General features: G+C 55.2%; 19 protein-coding genes. 16 read left to right on the top strand and 3 right to left on the bottom strand.

What is annotated here, in order from left to right:
* Nucleotides 1-666, bottom strand: a complete 666-nt coding sequence (locus tag Q1B46_RS12980; RefSeq protein ID WP_299948595.1) for a GntR family transcriptional regulator — start codon at nt 664-666, stop codon at nt 1-3.
* 41 nt (nt 667-707) lie between these two features.
* Nucleotides 708-1,094: a YciI family protein gene (locus tag Q1B46_RS12975; protein WP_299948593.1), complete on the bottom strand. Its 387-nt coding sequence runs from the start codon at nt 1,092-1,094 to the stop codon at nt 708-710.
* Between the two features lie 83 nt (nt 1,095-1,177).
* Here Q1B46_RS12975 and Q1B46_RS12970 point away from each other — a divergent pair, with 83 nt between their 5' ends.
* From Q1B46_RS12970 to Q1B46_RS12940, 7 genes are read left to right on the top strand one after another with little or no spacing between them, the layout of a single operon-like run.
* The gene (locus Q1B46_RS12970; RefSeq protein ID WP_299948591.1) at nt 1,178-2,062 is read left to right on the top strand and encodes a fumarylacetoacetate hydrolase family protein; all 885 of its coding nucleotides are present in this window, start codon (nt 1,178-1,180) and stop codon (nt 2,060-2,062) included.
* On the top strand, nt 2,059-2,724 hold the full coding sequence (locus Q1B46_RS12965) for a malonic semialdehyde reductase (RefSeq protein ID WP_299948589.1): 666 nt from the start codon (nt 2,059-2,061) through the stop codon (nt 2,722-2,724). Before Q1B46_RS12970 ends, Q1B46_RS12965 begins: the two co-directional genes overlap by 4 nt.
* Nucleotides 2,725-2,742: 18 nt before the next feature.
* On the top strand, nt 2,743-3,198 hold the full coding sequence (locus Q1B46_RS12960) for an OsmC family protein (protein WP_299948915.1): 456 nt from the start codon (nt 2,743-2,745) through the stop codon (nt 3,196-3,198).
* Between the two features lie 33 nt (nt 3,199-3,231).
* Nucleotides 3,232-4,305, top strand: coding sequence for a C4-dicarboxylate TRAP transporter substrate-binding protein (locus Q1B46_RS12955; RefSeq protein WP_299948587.1), 1,074 nt, complete (start codon nt 3,232-3,234; stop codon nt 4,303-4,305).
* A 30-nt stretch (nt 4,306-4,335) separates the two neighbouring features.
* On the top strand, nt 4,336-4,887 hold the full coding sequence (locus tag Q1B46_RS12950) for a TRAP transporter small permease (protein WP_299948585.1): 552 nt from the start codon (nt 4,336-4,338) through the stop codon (nt 4,885-4,887).
* Nucleotides 4,884-6,188 carry a TRAP transporter large permease subunit gene (locus Q1B46_RS12945; RefSeq protein WP_299948583.1) on the top strand — a complete coding sequence of 435 codons (1,305 nt, stop codon included), beginning with the start codon at nt 4,884-4,886 and terminating at the stop codon, nt 6,186-6,188. Before Q1B46_RS12950 ends, Q1B46_RS12945 begins: the two co-directional genes overlap by 4 nt.
* Before the next feature lie 10 nt (nt 6,189-6,198).
* A complete protein-coding gene (locus tag Q1B46_RS12940) occupies nt 6,199-7,065 on the top strand; it encodes a dioxygenase (RefSeq protein WP_299948580.1) in 867 nt (288 codons plus the stop codon).
* Nucleotides 7,066-7,977: 912 nt separating this feature from the next.
* Here Q1B46_RS12940 and Q1B46_RS12935 read toward each other — a convergent pair.
* Nucleotides 7,978-8,631: a GntR family transcriptional regulator gene (locus Q1B46_RS12935; RefSeq protein ID WP_299666491.1), complete on the bottom strand. Its 654-nt coding sequence runs from the start codon at nt 8,629-8,631 to the stop codon at nt 7,978-7,980.
* Nucleotides 8,632-8,840: 209 nt separating this feature from the next.
* Between Q1B46_RS12935 and Q1B46_RS12930 the strand changes: the two genes are divergently transcribed.
* The 9 genes from Q1B46_RS12930 (at nt 8,841) to Q1B46_RS12890 (ending at nt 18,672) form a co-directional block, all read left to right on the top strand.
* Nucleotides 8,841-9,923 carry a Gfo/Idh/MocA family oxidoreductase gene (locus Q1B46_RS12930; RefSeq protein ID WP_299948578.1) on the top strand — a complete coding sequence of 361 codons (1,083 nt, stop codon included), beginning with the start codon at nt 8,841-8,843 and terminating at the stop codon, nt 9,921-9,923.
* Nucleotides 9,924-10,023: 100 nt separating this feature from the next.
* On the top strand, nt 10,024-11,034 hold the full coding sequence (gene dctP / locus Q1B46_RS12925; protein ID WP_299948576.1) for a TRAP transporter substrate-binding protein DctP: 1,011 nt from the start codon (nt 10,024-10,026) through the stop codon (nt 11,032-11,034).
* Between the two features lie 30 nt (nt 11,035-11,064).
* Nucleotides 11,065-11,640: a TRAP transporter small permease subunit gene (locus Q1B46_RS12920; RefSeq protein ID WP_299948574.1), complete on the top strand. Its 576-nt coding sequence runs from the start codon at nt 11,065-11,067 to the stop codon at nt 11,638-11,640.
* Nucleotides 11,637-12,932 carry a TRAP transporter large permease gene (locus Q1B46_RS12915; protein WP_170328647.1) on the top strand — a complete coding sequence of 432 codons (1,296 nt, stop codon included), beginning with the start codon at nt 11,637-11,639 and terminating at the stop codon, nt 12,930-12,932. Before Q1B46_RS12920 ends, Q1B46_RS12915 begins: the two co-directional genes overlap by 4 nt.
* Nucleotides 12,932-14,824, top strand: coding sequence for a sugar phosphate isomerase/epimerase and 4-hydroxyphenylpyruvate domain-containing protein (locus Q1B46_RS12910; protein WP_299948569.1), 1,893 nt, complete (start codon nt 12,932-12,934; stop codon nt 14,822-14,824). Before Q1B46_RS12915 ends, Q1B46_RS12910 begins: the two co-directional genes overlap by 1 nt.
* Nucleotides 14,821-15,648 carry a citryl-CoA lyase gene (locus Q1B46_RS12905; RefSeq protein WP_299948567.1) on the top strand — a complete coding sequence of 276 codons (828 nt, stop codon included), beginning with the start codon at nt 14,821-14,823 and terminating at the stop codon, nt 15,646-15,648. The genes Q1B46_RS12910 and Q1B46_RS12905 overlap by 4 nt, the downstream gene beginning before the upstream one ends.
* A complete protein-coding gene (locus Q1B46_RS12900) occupies nt 15,638-16,825 on the top strand; it encodes a Gfo/Idh/MocA family oxidoreductase (RefSeq protein ID WP_299948565.1) in 1,188 nt (395 codons plus the stop codon). The genes Q1B46_RS12905 and Q1B46_RS12900 overlap by 11 nt, the downstream gene beginning before the upstream one ends.
* Nucleotides 16,815-17,489, top strand: a complete 675-nt coding sequence (locus Q1B46_RS12895) for a hypothetical protein (RefSeq protein WP_299948563.1) — start codon at nt 16,815-16,817, stop codon at nt 17,487-17,489. Before Q1B46_RS12900 ends, Q1B46_RS12895 begins: the two co-directional genes overlap by 11 nt.
* The gene (locus Q1B46_RS12890; protein ID WP_299948561.1) at nt 17,482-18,672 is read left to right on the top strand and encodes a Gfo/Idh/MocA family oxidoreductase; all 1,191 of its coding nucleotides are present in this window, start codon (nt 17,482-17,484) and stop codon (nt 18,670-18,672) included. Before Q1B46_RS12895 ends, Q1B46_RS12890 begins: the two co-directional genes overlap by 8 nt.
* Nucleotides 18,673-18,806: the final 134 nt, after the last annotated feature.

Below are 18,806 nucleotides of genomic sequence, written 5' to 3'. Positions count from 1 at the left end.
TCAGGAATCCATCTGACTGCTCAGGTACTCACCCGTTCGACGGTAGTGATCGATCAAATGACCAGTTGCACTATCCGCGTCGCGATCAAGTGCCGCGTCCAGTATCTGCTGATGCTCTGCGGAGATATCGCGTTTCTTGTAACTCGACCCACCCGCCGCCAAATAGCGGTAGCGAATGTTCAGGTCGTAGAGCTGCGAACAATATCGCAGCAGCAATGGCAATTTCGCATTGTCCAACAATGCCATATGAAACGCTTTATGCGCGTCTTCAAAGTCGTGTGCCCCATTTTGACTGGCTTTTTTCATATGGTGGTGACGCAAAACAAGCCTGTCCTCCCAAGCCGCATCCGCGTTTGCGATGGAGGCGCGCAACGCCGTTTCTTCGAGGTTGCACCGCAGCAGAAGGATTTCCTCGAAGTTACTCTTGCTCACTGGCGCAGCCCTGAACCCGCGTTGGTCAATCCGCTCGACCAGCATGTCTGAGGTCAAAAGGCTAAGCGCCTCGCGAACCGGGCTTGCGCCGGTGTCCAGTAGCCCACGAAGCTGCTCGATCTTTAGCTTTTGTCCGGGCGGCAATTCGCCGGTCAGGATCATTTCGCGCAGCCTTCGATACGCACCATGAGTGGCTGATGATTCTTTGCCCTCGGTATCAAGCATGGCGTCCATATCCGACTGTTCCTTTTTGGCGGCGCATATCTTGGGTGCTTTTAACTGAGGGCACTCGTTCCAGTCGATAGACCAACTGAAAGGTTCAGCGAGCCCTCGTTTATCATCCAGCGTCGAAGTACAAAACTGCGCGCCCCACTTTTATGCATGGGATCGTCCTCGGCCTGCTTTCGGGCGGCCTCAAGACTGTCAGCGCGATAGATGATCAGGCCAACCCCTTGCATATGCTCTCCAGTTTCATCCGACATCGGTCCGGCAAAAGCCAACAGCCCAGCACGTTCAAGATCCGCCTGATACGCCAAGTGATCTGGAAGTGATGCCTTTACATCTTCGGGCGCTTTGGCCGGTGTGCTGAGTGCAACATAAAGCTCCAAAGCAAGTGCTCCACGGCTCTTTGCTTCTGATTTGTAGTCTGCCCAAGCAACCATCAGTGTCTCCAAAAATATCGATATTATTTGACATATGCCAAAATAGTCGGCAAAAATCAAGCGAACTGACATGGATGGTGAAAATGAAATACCTGGTGGGAGAAACCTCGGAAGGAACTGCGGTATTTGCCGTAAACGGCGAAAATGCAGTGAATTTAACGGCTTTGGACCCCGCTGTCGGTTCCGATCTGATGGGTTTGATAGCCAAGCCAGAACTGGCCGACTCACTCACTGACAAAATCGCAACTGCAGGCAGTGTACCTGTGTCCTCGGTCACGCCAGCGTTGCCCGTCGCAGCGCCCGGCACGATCATTTGCATGGGGTTGAACTATACGGACCACATCAAAGAAGGCGGCTACGACATCCCCGAATATCCGACGCTGTTCATGCGCGGGAAGAACTCGATCATGGCGGCGGGGCAGCCCATGGTGCGGCCAGCATGTTCTGAGAAACTGGACTACGAAGCCGAACTTATGCTGATTGTCGGAAAACGTGGCCGCCATATCTCGGAAGAGGACGCGCTGGATTATGTCTTTGGCTACACCGTGTTCAATGACGGGTCTCTGCGGGACTATCAGCGCAAGACGGTCCAGTGGACGCCCGGTAAAAACTTCGATGATACGGGCGCGATCGGTCCTTTCACCGTAACGCCGGACGAACTGCCCGAAGGGGCGTCCGGTCTGAAGATCGAAAGCCGTGTGGGCGATGAAATCCTACAAAGCTCGAACACGGCCAACATGATTTGGGGCGTTCGTCAGGTCATTGCGACGATTTCGGAATACACCACGCTGGAGCCCGGAGACCTGATTGCGTTGGGCACGCCGCCGGGTGTCGGCCACGCCAAAAAGCCCAATCCGCGTTGGTTGACGCCGGGCGAAACCGTCGAGATCGAGATTGAAGGCATCGGCATTTGCGCCAGCCCGGTCATCGACGAAAAGGACGCCAAATCAAGGGTGGCTGTGGCATGAGCGCACCGACCGGGGCAGAGCTGGAGGCACTTCGCGCCAAGGCGCAGCAAGATCATCGCGATCTGCGCGAACGCATTCCGCGTTTGTCGGATGACGCGATTGCCTTGATCCTGCGCGAATCCAGATCGCACTACGCGTGGACCGACAAGCCAGTTTCTGACGATTTACTTGAAGAAATCTACGACATTACGATCAACGGCGCGACGAGTATGAACACACTTCCCGCGCGCTTTATCTTCGTGAAAAGCGCCGAGGGAAAAGAGCGGCTTGCCAAGTCGTTAAAGCCGAAGAACGTACCGAAGATGATGGATGCGCCCGTCACGGCGATCATTGCATATGACATGGATTTCTGGAAGGAGCTGCCCTTTCTTTTTCCGCACGAAGACCGTCGGCCATTGTTCGAAAACAAACCCGACTACGTGGCGGACACTGCGTTTCGCAATGGAACGCTTCAGGGCGCTTACTTCATGATAGCCGCCCGCGCCGTCGGGTTGGACGTTGGCGCGATGTCAGGTTTTTCGAACAAGATCGTCGATGAAGAATTCTTTGAGGGAACAACGCTCAAGTCGAACTTTCTGTGCAATCTGGGCTACGCCGATGAAACAGGTTTGTTCCAAAAGCTTCCGCGTTTTCCATTCGAAAAGGTTTGCTCTTATGCATGAGGAGGTGACGCTGTGGCTATGAAAGTGAAACCTGTTGTGACTTATCGCACGACAGCTCAGTGCCCGACACATGCGCGTACCGAGATCCCAATTCGCGATCTTAATGTGGTTGTCGACGAACCGATCGAACGCGGCGGAACAAACCTTGGCCCGTCCCCGACCGAGACCGCAATGGCTGCCCTGATCGCCTGTACCAATGTCATCGGGCATAAGAACGCGCACCGGTTAGGAATTGATCTTGGCACTGTGACAATCGACGCGAAATGCAGGTTGGATCGGCGCGGCGTTCTGATGGAGGAGGAGATCGATGTTCCATTTCCTGAAATCGAACTCACCGTGAAATGTGACACACCCGCCAGTCAGGAGGAGCTGACACGGGTGGGCGAAGAAACAGCCAAGTATTGCGCCATCGCGAAACTATTTGAAGCGGCAGGCACGGACCTGACCGTCAACTGGGTCAAAACAAACCAATAAAAATAAAAGACCCGACTTTCTGGGAGGAGAGAAATGAAAATCTGGACCAAACGCAGCCTTATGGGTGCTGCTCTGGCAAGCGTCATGGCGCTGCCCGCCGCGGCAGAAGAAACTATTTCTGCCGTTGTCATCGATGGCTACCCGGACCGGGCATTGTGGGTGAAGGAGTTCACCAACTTCTTCATTCCGGAAGTGGACAAGCGACTTGCTGAATCCGGCGACTACAAGATGAACTGGCAAGAGAACTATGGCGGTTCAATCGTAAAGCCGAAAGGCGTTCTGGAAGGTATCCAGTTGGGCCTTGGTGACATAGGCATCGTCACAACCATCTTCCATTCCTCGAAACTGCCTAGCCAAGGTATTTCAGGATCGACACCCTTTGTGGCATCGGATTCCCGTGCCGTGGCCAAAGCCGTAGATGAAATCGCACGCGAATACCCAGCAATGCAAAACGAGTTTGCTGCACAGAACCAGGTTTATCTGGCCACAGGTGTTGTTCTCGACACATATCAGATTTTCTGCACGGAACCGGTTGCCTCGGTATCAGATCTTGAGGGTCGCAAGATTGCTGGTGCAGGGCTTAACCTGCGGTATCTCGAAGGCATCAAGGATGCGGCAGGTGTACGCGGTGGTCTGACCGATTTCTACAACATGCTTCAAACCGGGCTTGTGGATTGCGGAATGCTGTGGCCTGAAGCCGCGAAGACCTTCAAAATCGCTGAAGTTGCGCCCTATATGCTCAAGGCTGATCTGGGTGCTGTGAACTCAAAGACCATCACGGTCAACGCCGACTATTGGGCAAATCTCCCGGACGAGGTCAAAGACGTGTTGACGGCGGTTGCCATCGACTACCGTGACCATGTCGCTGGTATTGCAATGGACAGGGCTGCTGCTTCGCGGGATGCTTATGTTGAAGCGGGCGGAACGATCGTTGAAGTTTCGGACGAAGACCGCGCTGCCTGGGCAAATGCCATGCCGAATGTCGCGCAGGAGTGGGCCGCGACGCTGAATGACAACGGCGAACAGGGCACAGAGATGCTGGCCGCCTATCTTGGCAAGCTTCAAGACGCTGGTTTTACCGGAGTGCGCGACTGGACGGCCGAATAACCGTCTGGCGATCCACGAAAGGGGCCTTTCATGCTGAAGACCGCAGTTTCTGGCCTGTCGCGGGTCGCCAATTCACTCGCAATCGCTGCCAACGCCTTGGGTACGCTTGTCGTCCTAGCGTTGGTGGTTGTGCTGAATGTCGACGTCATTGCACGTGGCCTGTTTTCAGCCCCGCTGCGTGGCACTTATGAGATGGTGCAATTCTCGGTCGTGATGATCGTCTTTTTACAGCTGGCAGATGTGGTCAGAGTTGACAGGCTGACACGCTCGGACGGGTTCCTGAACCTGCTACACCATCGTCGCCCGGGCCTAACAGCCAACCTGAGGCGCATCATCAACGCCATCTCGGCGATCTTCATGGCATTGATCGCCTATGTGACATTCCCTGAATTCCTACACATGTGGCAGACGCAGGACTACTTCGGAGTGCCTGGTCTTTTTACATTGCCATGGTGGCCGGTAAAATTGGTCATCGCGTGCGGGACTGCGCTTGCCTGCGTGATCTTCCTGCTAAAGGTCGTCACGGCGCAGGACCGCCCGCAACTTGTCCGCACCCCAGAACATGACGAGGCCGCAGAATGACGCCGATTGAGATTGGCCTGATCTCGGTCGTTGCCATTGTTTTCCTGATTTACGCGGGTGTCTACATTCCCATCGCGCTGGGCGTCGTCTCGTTCGTGTCGATCTGGTTGATGCGGGACAACTTCACGCTAGCGCTTAACCTGCTGAAAGTGGCGGTCGGCGACAGCGCGATGGAATATAGCTTCGCGACAATCCCACTGTTTACCTTCATGGGGCTCATCGTTTCAAAGGCTGGGTTGGGCAGGGATATTTACGAAGTCATGACCATGCGGTTTCGTAAGGTCAAAGGCGGCATTGGGATGGCGACAGTCGGGGCCAATGCCGTTTTTGCCGCGGTGACAGGGTCATCAATCGCGTCGGCATCCGTGTTCACCAAAGTCTCGGTGCCTCAGATGATGGCGCAGGAGTACAATCCACGCTTTGCTGTGGGCGTGGTGGCAGGATCCTCGGTTTTGGGCATGATCATCCCGCCCTCAGCCATGCTGATCATCTATTCCTTTGTCGCAGAACAATCCGTAGGGGACATGTTCCTTGCCGGGGTCATTCCCGGGATCATGTTGGCGATCGCCTATGTTGGCGCGATCTGGGCCATGGGCCGATTCACACCGGCGTTCGTCGGTGGCCGCATCGTGGCAGATACCGAATGGATGTCCGGGCGCGAGATTGCGTCCAAAACCTTGCCGACATTGTTCATCATCACCATAGTGCTCGGTGGGATCTACACCGGCTGGCTGACGGCGGTCGAGGCAGGAGCAGCCGGTGCTTTCGTGGCTTTGATCATCGCTGTCCTGCGCAGGTCTATGTCCCCAAAGGCGTTTTGGGACGCGTTGCTGGAAACCGGTCATATCACAGCGGCGATCCTGTTTCTGATCACTGCGGCTTCGATCTACAGCCGCATGCTGGGACTGGCCGGGCTACCCAATCAGTTGCAGGACCTGCTTGCGGGGAATTCCGCGTCCTTCTGGTCGATCATGCTGCTTTACGTCCTTTTGATGCTGTTTTTGGGAACACTGCTGGATACAGCATCCATCATTCTGATTGTTGTCCCGTTGTTCCTGCCTATGGCCGAAGCGCTGGATATGTCACTGATCTGGTTTGGGATCATCACTGTGGTTGGAGCTGAGATCGGGCTTTTAACCCCGCCGCTGGGGATATCCTGCTTTGTTATCAAATCCACGATCAACGATGATCGCATCTCGCTGAAGGACGTGTTTATGGGCGCGCTGCCCTTCGCCTTTGTGATGTTGATCGTTCTGTTTATTCTGATCGAGTTCCCGATCCTCAGCCTTGCCCTGATTTAAGGAGGCCAAGATGCGCTCTGTCACCAAAGACAATATCACCGACGTGTTCATGGGATACCTGTCCAAAGACACCGATCCGAGGATGCGTGAAGTCATGGGGTCTATGGTTAGGCACCTCCACGATTTCGCCCGTGAAACCAACCTGACGCATGACGAATGGCGCACGGGAATTGCATTCTTGGAGGGATGCGCCGCTGTGGAAACCGAAGACAGGCATGAGTTTGTCTTGGCCTCGGACGTATTGGGCCTGTCATCGCTGGTGGACATGCTCCATTCAACTCCAGACGCCACAAGCTCTTCTGTTCTTGGTCCTTTTCACGTCTCTGGCGCACCAGCGTTGCCAATCGGTGGTGATATGAAGCGTCACTACGGTGGGCCGGTTCTGCTTGCCGAAGGCGTTATCCGGGATGTCGAGGGTAATCCGATTGCCGGCGCTGAACTCGACATCTGGCAAACGGCGCCAAATGGGATGTATGCAAGCCAGGATGAAGAACAGGACACCTATTCTTTTCATGGCCTGATGACTACCGGCGAGGACGGTAAGTATGCATTCACGACCGTCAAGCCGGTGGAATACACCGTACCGTCTGATGGGCCGGTCGGGGATATACTACGCGCTTGCGGTCGCCACCCGTGGAGACCGTCGCACCTGCACTATATCGTCAAGGCACCGGGCTATCGTTCTCTGGTTACAGAGATCTTTCCAGATGATGATCCTTATCTGGATCAGGACACAGTGTTTGGTGTTCGGGATGATCTGGTGATGACTTATGTTGAAAGGCCGGCTTCAGAATTTCCTGAAGGCATGGAGCTTTCTGGCAAGATCACTGAACCTTTCTTGCACGTAAAGTTCGATGTGAAGCTTGCCAGTGTCTGAATGCTATTGGGGATGATTGAGATACTGAAGCAAACCTTTATTTTAGGCTGAAGACACCTAGTCAGAACATGACGGTAGCTGCGAGGTCGATTGCAAATCGGATGACTTCTAGTCATCGGTCATAGCAGGTGGTCACGCACTACCAATCTTTCAGACGACCAAACATGATCTCAATCCGGTTACACCTGAAATAGCGAAGCATGTCGTACTCGATGATTTTATCGGGTGGCCTACGCCCTATGATACAGGGCTATATTCCCCTACACCTCGTTGATTGGCGACTTGAAAGCCGAAGACAAGGAGGTCGAGTGCGTTGTCTTTCTGGACCAGTTGGATGCCGTGGAATACTGGATGCGGAATGTAGAGAACAATAAAACTTCTTTCTGGCTCCAGTTACCGCACAAAAAAGTTCTATTCGGATTTTGTAGCGATGCTCGACGCAGGGCGACTCTTGGTTATCGAATACAAGGGTGCGCATCTCTTCGACTCGGAAGAAGCCAAGCGCCAGATAGGCGACGCATGGGCTGACGCCAGCGGCGGTCAATGTCTGTTCTGTATACAGTCCGATCGAGGATTCGATTTTATAGACAGGACAATCGGTTAGGGCCGGGTTAGATTCCCTACAGCCAGGCTGCAGTCCCATTGCAGTCCCGGCGGGAAGCCCGCTGGGAGGATTTTGGGTGATAACCGCAATCGCCTGATTTTAAAGGAAATTATGGTGGTGGAGGTTCGTCTTGGACACCCCCCTACATTAATCCTCTGTAAAACAAGGGTGCCGCGACCTTCGAGAGGTAGGCAGAAAGGTCAATCGTCGCAGAAGTACCTTGCCTGTTGAATTCGATCTAAAGAAATTGGTCTTCACCGAGTTGTCCTACGTTGAAGGCCGTCGCAATTGCGGCAAGGGGGAATGACCTACATCGCCTCCAAGGTATGAGCGAGGCCGTTTCGGATGTGATCTTCCAAAAGCTTTTTGGCCGTATTGGCGTCTCTGGTCAACGCAGCGTCGAACATGCCCTTGTGCTCCTTAACGGCGTCTTCGCCGCGATAGGTCAGCACGAGCATCTGATACCGCAGGTATTTGTCGTAGATAATTGAATGCAGAGACAGGAGGTTCTTGGAGTTGCAGGCCGCGATCATCGCTTGATGGAACTCCCAATCATACCGTTTCCAAGTCTCTTTCTCGGAATCGTCGCCCTTGAGAAGCTGCTGCTCAATCAAGTGCAGCTTATGATGCGCAGCAACCAGGTTCCCTTCCCAATCCGTGTCGCCGCTCGCAATCGACAATTCCAGCGCGTGGCACTCCAACAGGACGCGTAATTCGGCTATTTCAGTCAGATCTTCGCGGGAGACCGGAGTGACCAGGAAGCCCCGTTGTTCCGGCGCTTCTACAAACCCGTCGCTGGCAAGCCTGTTGAGGGTTTCACGAAGTGTCGAAAGACTTGCCGAGTAGCGCTCTTTCAATGCGTCCAGCTTCAGTTTGGAGCCGGGCTGCAACTCTCCGAAGATGATATCTCGTTTGATGCGCTGATAGGTGCTTGCACCTATTGTAGACGGCTGTTTCGCCATGCTTTTCACCCGATATTTTTAGATTCCTCCCCCAAGTACCATTTTTCAGAGTTATCAGCAATCCAATGTGATGTATGGTAGAAATAAAAATATCATACATTATTGCGGAATCGTAAAAACAACAATACGGTCGTGGCCAAGTTGAGCAATACAGCTCGGTCGCAAACACAGGTTTCGGTATTTTTCCGGACCCTCCGGAAGGAAGTAGAGTGTCTAAGAACTTTCGCGTTGCCATAGTCGGCATTGGCCTTGTTGGACGCCGCCACGCAGACGCAATTCGAGCGTTGCGTCATGTCGATCTTGTGGCGGTCGTCGATCCCAGCGACGAAGGCCGCGCATATGCCGATGAGCATGGGGTTGAGTGTTACGAGACCCTCGAGGAGATGTTTGCAAACCAATCGCCGGATGGCGCTGTGCTTGCGACTCCGACGACACTTCATGTAGAACAAGGCCTTACGTGTGTTCGACACGGTTGCCCCGTTCTTGTCGAAAAGCCAATTGCCGTGGAAGCCATTGCAGCCCTGGAGCTTGTTCAGCAGGCCGAGAAGGCAAATGTGCCGCTCATGGTTGGGCATCATCGTCGACACAATCCACTGATCAAGTCAGCCAAAGAAGCGATTGCAAGCGGGAAGATCGGTGATGTCCGAGCAGTCCATGCGAACTGTTGGTTTTATAAGCCCGACGAGTATTTTGATGCCGCTCCCTGGCGAAAGAAACCGGGGGCAGGTCCCATCTCGGTCAATCTGGTTCATGACGTTGATCTTTTAAGGCATCTGGCCGGAGAGGTCATAACCGTCCAGGCACAATCTGCTGTTTCACAGCGCGGTTATGACAACGAAGATGTTGCCGGAGCGCTGTTGACATTCGAAGGCGGAGCGATTGGCACCATAAGTGTTTCTGACAGCATCGTTGCTCCGTGGAGCTGGGAGATGACATCTCAGGAATATCCAATTTACCCGTCCACCACCGAAAGCAGCTACATGATTGGGGGCTCACATGGGTCGTTGTCTGTCCCGGATCTCCGACTATGGAGCTACCAGGGCGGGCAAAGGGATTGGTGGACGTCAATTTCGTCAACGGCGCTGAAGAAAGGTGCATCTGACCCGTTGGTCAATCAACTCAGGCACTTTGTTGAAGTTGCTCGGCACGAAGCAGATCCGATTGTGTCCGGATGGGAAGGCTTTCGAACACTTCAAGTTATTGAAGCCATACAGAATTCCTGCAGAACTGGCGAGGTGATCAGGATCGAATCCTTTCAAAAGACACCTGTGGCAAATGTAACGATGGTATAAAATATCAGATATTTTGTAAAACATCTTGCAAAATGTCCAAAATAGGTCAAAACTTGGAATCGTCAAAAAGAAGCATCATGATGTCTCAGGGAGGAGCAAAGTGATTACCAAACTTACCCGCCGGGCTGCTGTGTCAGCCCTGGTCGCAACCGGTGTCCTGTTTAGCGCAACAAGTGGTGCGCTGGCGGAAGACAAAGTGCAACTACGCCTCGCAACGTCAGGATCGGAGACAGATCAGCGTTCGGTCGCTTTGGCCGAGGTTTTCGCTCCGATGGTTGCCGATTTCGCAAGTTATGAGCCCAGCTATAACGGCACCATCTTCGCCCAAGGCACTGAGCTGGACGCCATCAGCCGAGGTAACCTGGAAATGTCGATTACTTCGGCGCAGGAACTGGCCCAGTTCTTCCCCGAGTTTTCGATCTTTACAGCCGGTTATGTCCACCAGGACGCAGCGCATCAGGTTGCCGTATTCAACGATCCCTTGATGGATGCCTTCAAGCAAAAGGCTGAAGAAGAACTGGGCGTCAAACTGCTGTCAGTCATGTATTTGGGCCGCCGCCAGGTGAACCTTCGCCAGCCCAAGGATGAACTGACGGTTTCGACGCCCGCGGACCTGGAAGGTGTGAACCTACGGATGCCGGGCACTGATGCGTGGCAGTTCCTTGGCAAGGCTCTGGGCGCGGCCCCGACACCAATGGCCTTCTCAGAGGTTTATACAGCTCTGTCGACCGGTGCTGTTGACGGTCAGGACAACCCGCTGCCGACCGTGGTGGATGCCAAGTTTTATGAAGTGACAAATCAGATCGTTCTAACGTCGCATCTGGTGGACCTTAACTATATCGCCATTGGCAAAGAGGTTTGGGACGGGCTGACGCCAGAGCAGCAAAAAAAGGTTCAAGCCGCAGCTGATGCAGCGGCGGAATCGGGTCGCCAGAAACAGCTGCAGAAAGAAGAGGACCTCGTCAGCTTCCTCAAGGAGCAAGGCATGGAAGTCTACGAGCCCGATCTCGCGGCTTTCCGCGATCAAGTGCAATCCATGTATCTTGAGAGCGAGTTCGCCGGTTCCTGGCCGGACGGTGTGCTGGAACAGATCAACGCTCTGGGCAACTGAGTTCTGTAAAACTAGGGAGGGAGAACCGTAATGAAAGCCTTTATCAAGGGGTTCTCCCGACTGACCGAAGCGATTGCCGGCGGGATGCTGGCGGCAATCTTCCTGATCTTCCTGCTGCAAATTCTCCTGCGGTACTTCTTCACGCCCGCTGGTTGGACGCTTGAACTGATCGGCATCCTCTGGGTCTGGGTGATCTTCTTCAGCTGCGCTTTCATCGTGCGTGAGCGGGATCACGTGAAATTCGACATCATCTATTTGTCTGTGCCCCGACGCGTACGTCAGGTCTTTGCGATGTTGGCGGCTGCGGCGATCGTGGTTGGAATGCTCTACAGCTTCCTGCCGACGTGGGACTACATCGACTGGATGAAAATCCGCAAAACCGCGACCGTGCGCAATCCCTTCTCGGGTGAGAAGATACCACTGCGCACCGTGTTTTCGATCTATGCCGTGTTCATGCTGGTTGTCGCCGCGCGGTATGCATGGCTGTTCTTTGACATCATGCGCAACGGCCCACCAAAAACCGAACTTGAAATGGTCGTGGGATATAACGTGGTTGACGATCATCCCCGAGTCGACGGTGAAGACGACGAGGACGCAAGCAAATGAGTTTTGAACTTCTTTCCTGCCTGCTCGCACTTTTTCTTCTGGCAGGTATCGGCACGCCTATCGGCTATTCTATCCTCTTGGCCTCTTTGGTGTATTTGGGCACCGCCGGATTGGACGTCGCTCTCGCGGGTGAAAAGATCCTGCAAGGCTTCTATAAAAGCACGATCCTGCTTGCCGTGCCTTTGTTCATCGTCGCAGCCAATATCATGAACGCGGGGTCGATCACGGACCGCCTGCTGAACTTCTGCGTCGCAGCGGTCGGGCGTTTCAAGGGTGGTCTTGGGCACGTCAATGTTGTGGCATCGTTGATCTTTTCCGGCATGTCCGGCTCGGCCGTCGCGGATGCGGCGGGGATCGGCAAGATCATTATTGAGATGATGACTAAGGACGGTCGCTATAGCCGTGGCTATGCAGCAGCGATCACCGCCGCCTCGGCCACAATCGGTCCGATCATTCCGCCCTCGATCCCGATGGTCCTATATGCGCTTGTCTCAAAAGCCTCCATCGGGTCCCTGTTCCTGGCAGGTATTCTGCCGGGTCTGATCATGGGTGTGGTCCTCATGGCGATGAACTACTATCTGGCTGGAAAGCGGAACTTTGCATTGGAAGAACCTGTTCCGCTGCGCGAGTTGCCGGCAAAAACCGCCAACGCGTTTCCAGCACTGCTGATGCCCGCAATCCTGCTGTACGGCATCTATGGCGGTGTCACCACTCCGACAGAGGCCGCCGCAGTTGCTGCTTTCTACGCGTTGCTATTGGCGGCGTTGTTCTACCGGGCACTGACCTTCCGTGGTCTTTATCAGGTGTTCGTCGATAGTGCCCGTTCGTCTGCCGCCGTTGGGGTGGTTATCGGTGGCGCGTTTATTCTGAACTTCATCGTAATCCAAGAACAGATTCCGCAGTCGATCTCGGCTCTGCTAGAAGGCTCAGATGTCAGCCCAATTGTCTTCCTGATCCTCGTCAATCTGCTGATCCTCGCGCTGGGATGTGTCTTGGACGCGACGACGATCATCCTGGTGATTGTGCCACTGTTCATTCCCACCTGCGAAGCGCTTGGGATTGATCTGGTGCATTTCGGAGTGCTGGTCGTCGTGAACTCGATGATCGGCCTGATCACTCCGCCTTATGGCATTCTACTCTTTGTGATCAACGCCGTGACGGACATTCCGCTGCGCGAAATCATCTCCGAAATCTGGGCCTTCCTCGCGGTTCTCATCTTCGCCCTGGTCATAATGATGCTGATGCCGGATCTGGTCCTGTGGTTGCCGCGTATGTTTGGATATCAGGGATAATGTGCCTCTCGGTTTCGACAACGTCGATCCCCGGTGATCTGGCCGCAAAACTGAGTGCTATCGCTGACGCGGGATTCAGGGGTGTCGAATTACACGAACCGGATTTGACCGCTTTTGACGAACCGCCATCGCAAGTCCGCGAAATTGCATCGGACCTCGGCCTGAAGATTTGCCTGCTACAATCCTTCCAAAACCTTGAAGGCCAGGCCGACGCCGGACGGGAGCGCGCCTTTGATCGGCTGAAGCGCAAACTCGACCTGATGAGCGAGTTGGGTACGGATCTGCTGCTAATCGGGTCTGCCTTCGAGGTCGATGCCACTGCTACCGAAGAACAGGTAATCGCAGACCTGGGCGAGGCGGCCAAAATCGCGAAAGAGATGGGGCTGCGTCTGGCCTATGTGGGTTTGCCCTGGTCGGATCTTATTCACTCGGATGAGCAGGCGTTACGCGTCGTTGAAGCCATCGACAGCCCTCATCTGGGGTTGGCGTTGAACTCATTCTTCGCGCTTGCCGACGGGTCCAAACCCGCCCGCCTTCGGGACATTCCCGGAGAGCGGCTATTCCATGTGCAACTGTCCGATGCACCCCGGCTTGAGATGGACATACGTCGGCTCAAACGTCACTTTGGGCTTCTACCAGGGCTTGGGTCGCTGAACCTTGCTGGCTTCGTACGGGTGTTGTCCCGCGCCGGGTACAAGGGGCCTTGGTCCATTGCGCGCGTCAACGAAGCAGCTCCTCAACCCGGTGGCCGAACACTGGCCCGAGACAGCTACAGGTCGCTGGTGAACCTGTTAGATGAGGTTTCCCGGACCGAGCCGGGAACCGATTTCGGCATCCCGGACCTGCCGGAACGCGTCTATGCGTCAGGCTTTGAGTTCGTCGAATTTACAGCTGATGAAGTAAGCGGCGCGCAACTGGCAGATATGCTGTCAGCAATGTGTTTTCGAATGGAACGAAAGCATGTGAGCAAGTCCGTCGAGTTGTGGCGGCAGGGCGCGATAAACATCGTTGTGAATACCGAAAAGGAAGGTTTTGCCCATTCGGCGTTCCTGGGCCACGGCCCCTCGGTTTGTGACATGGGGTTGCGTGTCAGGGATGCGGATCAAACGGTTCAGCGCGCGACTGCGTTGGGCGCGCCGAATTTCTCTCAGCCAGTGGGAACAGGGGAACTGGACATCCCGGCCATTCGGGGCGTCGGTGGCAACGTCGTTCATTTCATCGATGAGAAATCCGATCTGCATCGGGTCTGGGACATCGAGTTCGAGCCAGTCGCCAAGACCAAAGCGACCCAGCCCGCCGGTCTGCGTCGTATAGACCATCTGGCACAGACGATGCGTCACGATGAGATGCAAAGCTGGCTGCTCTACTACATTTCGACTTTTGAGATGGCAAAATCCCCGATCGTGAACGTCGCCGACCCGTCCGGTGTCGTGCAAAGCCAGGCTATCGAAAGTCCCGAAGGCGAAGTGCGCTTAAACCTGAATGGGGCAGTTGGGCGTCGAACACTGGCGGCTTCGTTCCTTGAAGACGGTTTTGGGGCCGGAGTTCAGCACATTGCTTTCCGGTCGGACGACATTTTCGAAACGTCGGATCAGCTGCGCAAGTCCGGCTTTCCCAGCCTGACGATCCCGGAAAACTACTATGCCGATCTGCAGGCGGCTTTCGGGTTGGATGACGATTTAGTCGCCCAACTGCGCCGGGGTAACATTCTCTACGACCGGGCAGCGGGTGCCGAGTATTTTCAGATCTACAGCCGCCCGATCTTTAACGGCTTCTTCTTCGAAATTGTTGAACGCCGCATGGGCTATGCCGGTTATGGCGCGCGGAACGCGCCCATTCGTCTCGCTGCGCAAAGCAAATCGCAGCCGGTGAAAGAGGTGCAAACTCAATGACTGCGCAGATGACAAGCGATGAGCGCGCCATTCGCCAATGGTGGCGTACCTCCATCATCGACATGAAACCCGGACAGATCGCTTTTCGCGGCAACGCCATAGAGGACCTGATCGGGAACGTATCTTTCCCGCAGATGATCTGGTTGATGGTGCGGGGCGATCTGCCCAGCGACGCGCAAGCGCGCCTGTTCGAAGCCGCTTTGGTTGCAGGCGTGGATCACGGCCCACAGGCTCCCTCAATCGCGGCGGCGCGTATGGCTGCGACCTGCGGGGTTGGCCTCAACAACGCGATGGCGACTGCTGTAAACATGCTGGGCGATGTGCATGGCGGGGCAGGGGAGCAATGCGCAGAGCTGTACTATGATATCGCGGTTCGCACGGATGCGGGAGCTTCGCTGAACGACGCTGTTCGGGACGGTCTGGACAGCTGGCGCGAGACCTACGGCAAGATCGTCTCGGGCTTTGGCCACAGGTTTCACAAACCCGTCGACCCGCGCGCACCCCGATTGATGCAACTGGTTCGAGAAGCCGCGAATGATGGCACCGTTTCCGGCCGCTATGCCGATATCGGAGAAGAGGTTCAAGCCGAACTCGGTCGCCAACGCGGCGGTCGGCCAATTGCCATGAATATTGACGGCGCAACAGCTGTGATCTTCTGCGAACTTGGCTTTCCTGCGCCCTTGTCGCGCGGGCTGTTCTGCCTGTCCCGCTCGGTCGGTATTCTGGCCCACGCTTGGGAGCAGATGAACCAGGGTGGCCGTAACAAAGGGCCGATGCCCCCGAATTACTTACCCCTCTACGAAGACAGGAATGATGACACGTGAGACATCGAAATCCTTCCGGGTCGGCCTTATTGGCTGTGGTCGTATCAGCGATATTTATCTAAAAACACTATCCAAATTTTTGAGCGTCGAGGTCGTGGCTTGTGCAAGCCTCGATCCTTCGGAAAGCCGTGCTAAGGCGGATCAATACGACATCGCCAAGGCCTGCACGCCAGATGAAGTGTTTGATGATCCGACGATCGACTGCGTTTTGAATCTGACAATTCCGGCGGCCCATGCCGAAATCAGCCTGCGTGCGTTAAAGGCGGGTAAGCACGTATATTCCGAAAAGCCGCTGGTCATGAACCGATCGGATGGAAAAGCGATCCTGCATACGGCTACTGAAAAGGGGCTACTGATCGGTTGCGCACCCGACACGTTTCTGGGCGGTCGTTGGCAGACCGTTCGGCGCTTGATCGATGAAGGCGCTATCGGGAAACCAACAGGGGTTTTTGCCCATGTCGGGACCCACGGGACGGAGCGCCACCATCCCAACCCGGATTTCTACTACCAGGCCGGTGGCGGGCCCTTGCTGGACCTTGGCCCCTATTACCTGACCGCCATGATTTTTTGCCTTGGGCAAATTGACCGGGTCGCCGGAATGGCTCGGCGCACGTTCGACAAAAGGATGATCGAAAACGGCCCGCGCAACGGCGAATGGATGGATGTCGAGGTCGACACGCACTCCCTAAGCATGCTGCAATTCTCATCCGGCGCCATCGGGTCGATGACCATGAGTTTCGACGTCTGGGACAGCGAAACGCCCCGGTTCGAGATCTACGGTGAAAACGGCACCATCAGCATTCCTGATCCTGACCCGGTTCATGGTGCCAATATATTTCAAGGGGATGTCTGGTTGAAAACGCGGGACACCTCGCGCTGGTCTCATCAGCCTCGTCCAGCCGGTCGCGAAGACTGGCAGGTGGTCGAAAACAAACACGGGTTCAATGAAGACAGCCGCGGGCTTGGCCTTTTGGATCTGGCCCTGGCGGCGCAAGAAGGACGCCAACCCCGCGCAAGTGGAGCGCTTGCCTACCATGTTTTTGAGGTCATGGACGCGATCGAACGGGCGCCGAAATTTGGTGCCTATCAGACGATAGCAAGCCGTTGCGATGCACCCGAGCCTTTGCCAGTCGATTTCCTAATGAATGAGAGGAAGGAGTTGGCGCATGCCGATTGAGACACTCGACTTTGCTCAGCCATTCTTTCGCGTCCAGCACATCACCAATGAACACAGAACATCTGTCGAGGGTCGCGCCATCGTCCTTAACCTTGGGGGGCGAATTCTCTCTGTCGAGGATCAGACCGTGTCGCCACTTTCGTCTGTTATCGTGCAAGACAGCACGCTTAGCGGCGTGGAACGTGCAGTCATTGTCCACGGTTTCGACGCCCATGCCGATGACAACGAGCTGTTCTCATGGGTGAAAGATACGTGGCCATCTGCTTTTGATGTCCGCCAAGAGGAGCGTCTGCGCGGTGTCAGCCATTACATGTCGCCAAAGGTCTTCGTGGGTAACGTTGGACTGACCATGTACCATTCCGGCTCGGTTCCACTGAACGTCGGATTGCACAAGGATCATCCGTTCTGCCCGGTACCGGGGTTTCGCGAAGTGCATACGCAAATCGTAGGCTTTGGCAAAATGCAGCAATTCCGCGAACGGGACTTTAAAACCCTTTATCTCGAAGAATTCATGGCTCCGGGCGCGACACATAAGCCGATGTATGACGCTGAAGGCAACTATCCCTGGCATCAATACGAGACGATTACCCCCAGCATCTTTATGGCGGTGGAAATACTGCCCGAGGACGCGCGGGTTCCGGACATGGAGGTTCAGAATGGCTGAGAGACTTTTACCCGAAAATCTGCACTTTGATGGACCTTTCCCCCGCCTGTCCCGCCGTTTGCGGCTGGGCGTTGTGGGCGGTGGACGTATTTCAGTCACGCAGGCAACGGCGGCCCGGATGACCGACCGGTGGGAGGTCGCCGCAGGCGCGCTCAGTTCAGATGCCGCGCGCAGCATGGCGCGCGGGGTCGAGTGGTTCCTGCCATCAGACAGGTGTTATGCGTCCTTCGACGAAATGGCGGGGGCCGAGGCGGCGCGCCCGGATGGCGTGGATGCTGTGATGATCACCACCCCGAACCACGTTCATTTCGACGCGGCCAAAGCGTTTCTGGAAGCAGGCATCGATGTGCTGTGTGACAAACCCCTGACCAATGAAGTCGCCAAAGCCGAGGGACTTGAGGAAATCACCGCGCGTACGGGACAGGTCTTTGCCGTCGGCTATGCGATGTCGTGTTTTCCAGTGATCCGGCAGGCCAAACATATTGTCGCCGAAGGAGGCATCGGCAAGATCAACCAAATTCATGTTGAATTCATGCAAGATTGGATGACGCCCGAAGATGTGGCTGATGCGCCCCATGTCAAATGGAGGTTGGACCCCAGGATCTCAGGCCCAACCAGTTGTGTCGGTGATATCGGCACCCATGCCGCGCATCTCGCCAGCTTTGTCTCGGGTCTGCCGATGACCGACCTGAGGGCCGAGTTCCATGTCTGCGGCGCGCCAAAGCCTTTGGAAGACACGGTTTTCATGTTCACCCGCTATCAAAACGAGGTTCCCGGGACCTTGGTGGCGACGCGCCTTGCCCCCGGAAACCGGGGTGGGTTGCGGTTGCGGATCTTCGGCAGCGAAGGAGGTCTCGAGTGGGACTTGGAGAACTCGGAACAGCTGAAGTTCAATCGGTTTGGTGAGCCGGATCGTATCATCAGCCGAGGTCACGGGCATGGCATCGGCCCCGGCGCAGAACGTCTGATCCGTACCGCGCGAGGCTTCCCCGAAGGAATTATCGAAGCCTGGGCCAACCTGTATACTGAATTTGCCATGGCGGTTGCCGCGCGCCGGGATGGCGTCACCGTTCCGGCCGATTGGCTTACTTATCCCGGTGTGGGTCAAGGTGCAGACGGTGTCCGATTCATTGACGCTTCTGTGCGCTCTCACCAGTCCGGAGGCGATTGGGTCACTAACTAAGGCTCTGCCAACACGATTGTAAAACGCCCGGGCCGTTGCCCGGGCGTTTTCATTTTCTGCTCAGTATTAAAAGTTGATATTTTTAAAAATATCAGATATTTTTTACTACGTGTGATAAAATGAGATTCGCAGAC

Source organism: uncultured Ruegeria sp. (genome assembly GCF_947500045.1).
GTDB lineage: Bacteria > Pseudomonadota > Alphaproteobacteria > Rhodobacterales > Rhodobacteraceae > Ruegeria.
The sequence above is the reverse complement of the archived record's forward strand: the minus strand, read 5'-3'. Positions and strand labels throughout refer to the sequence as shown.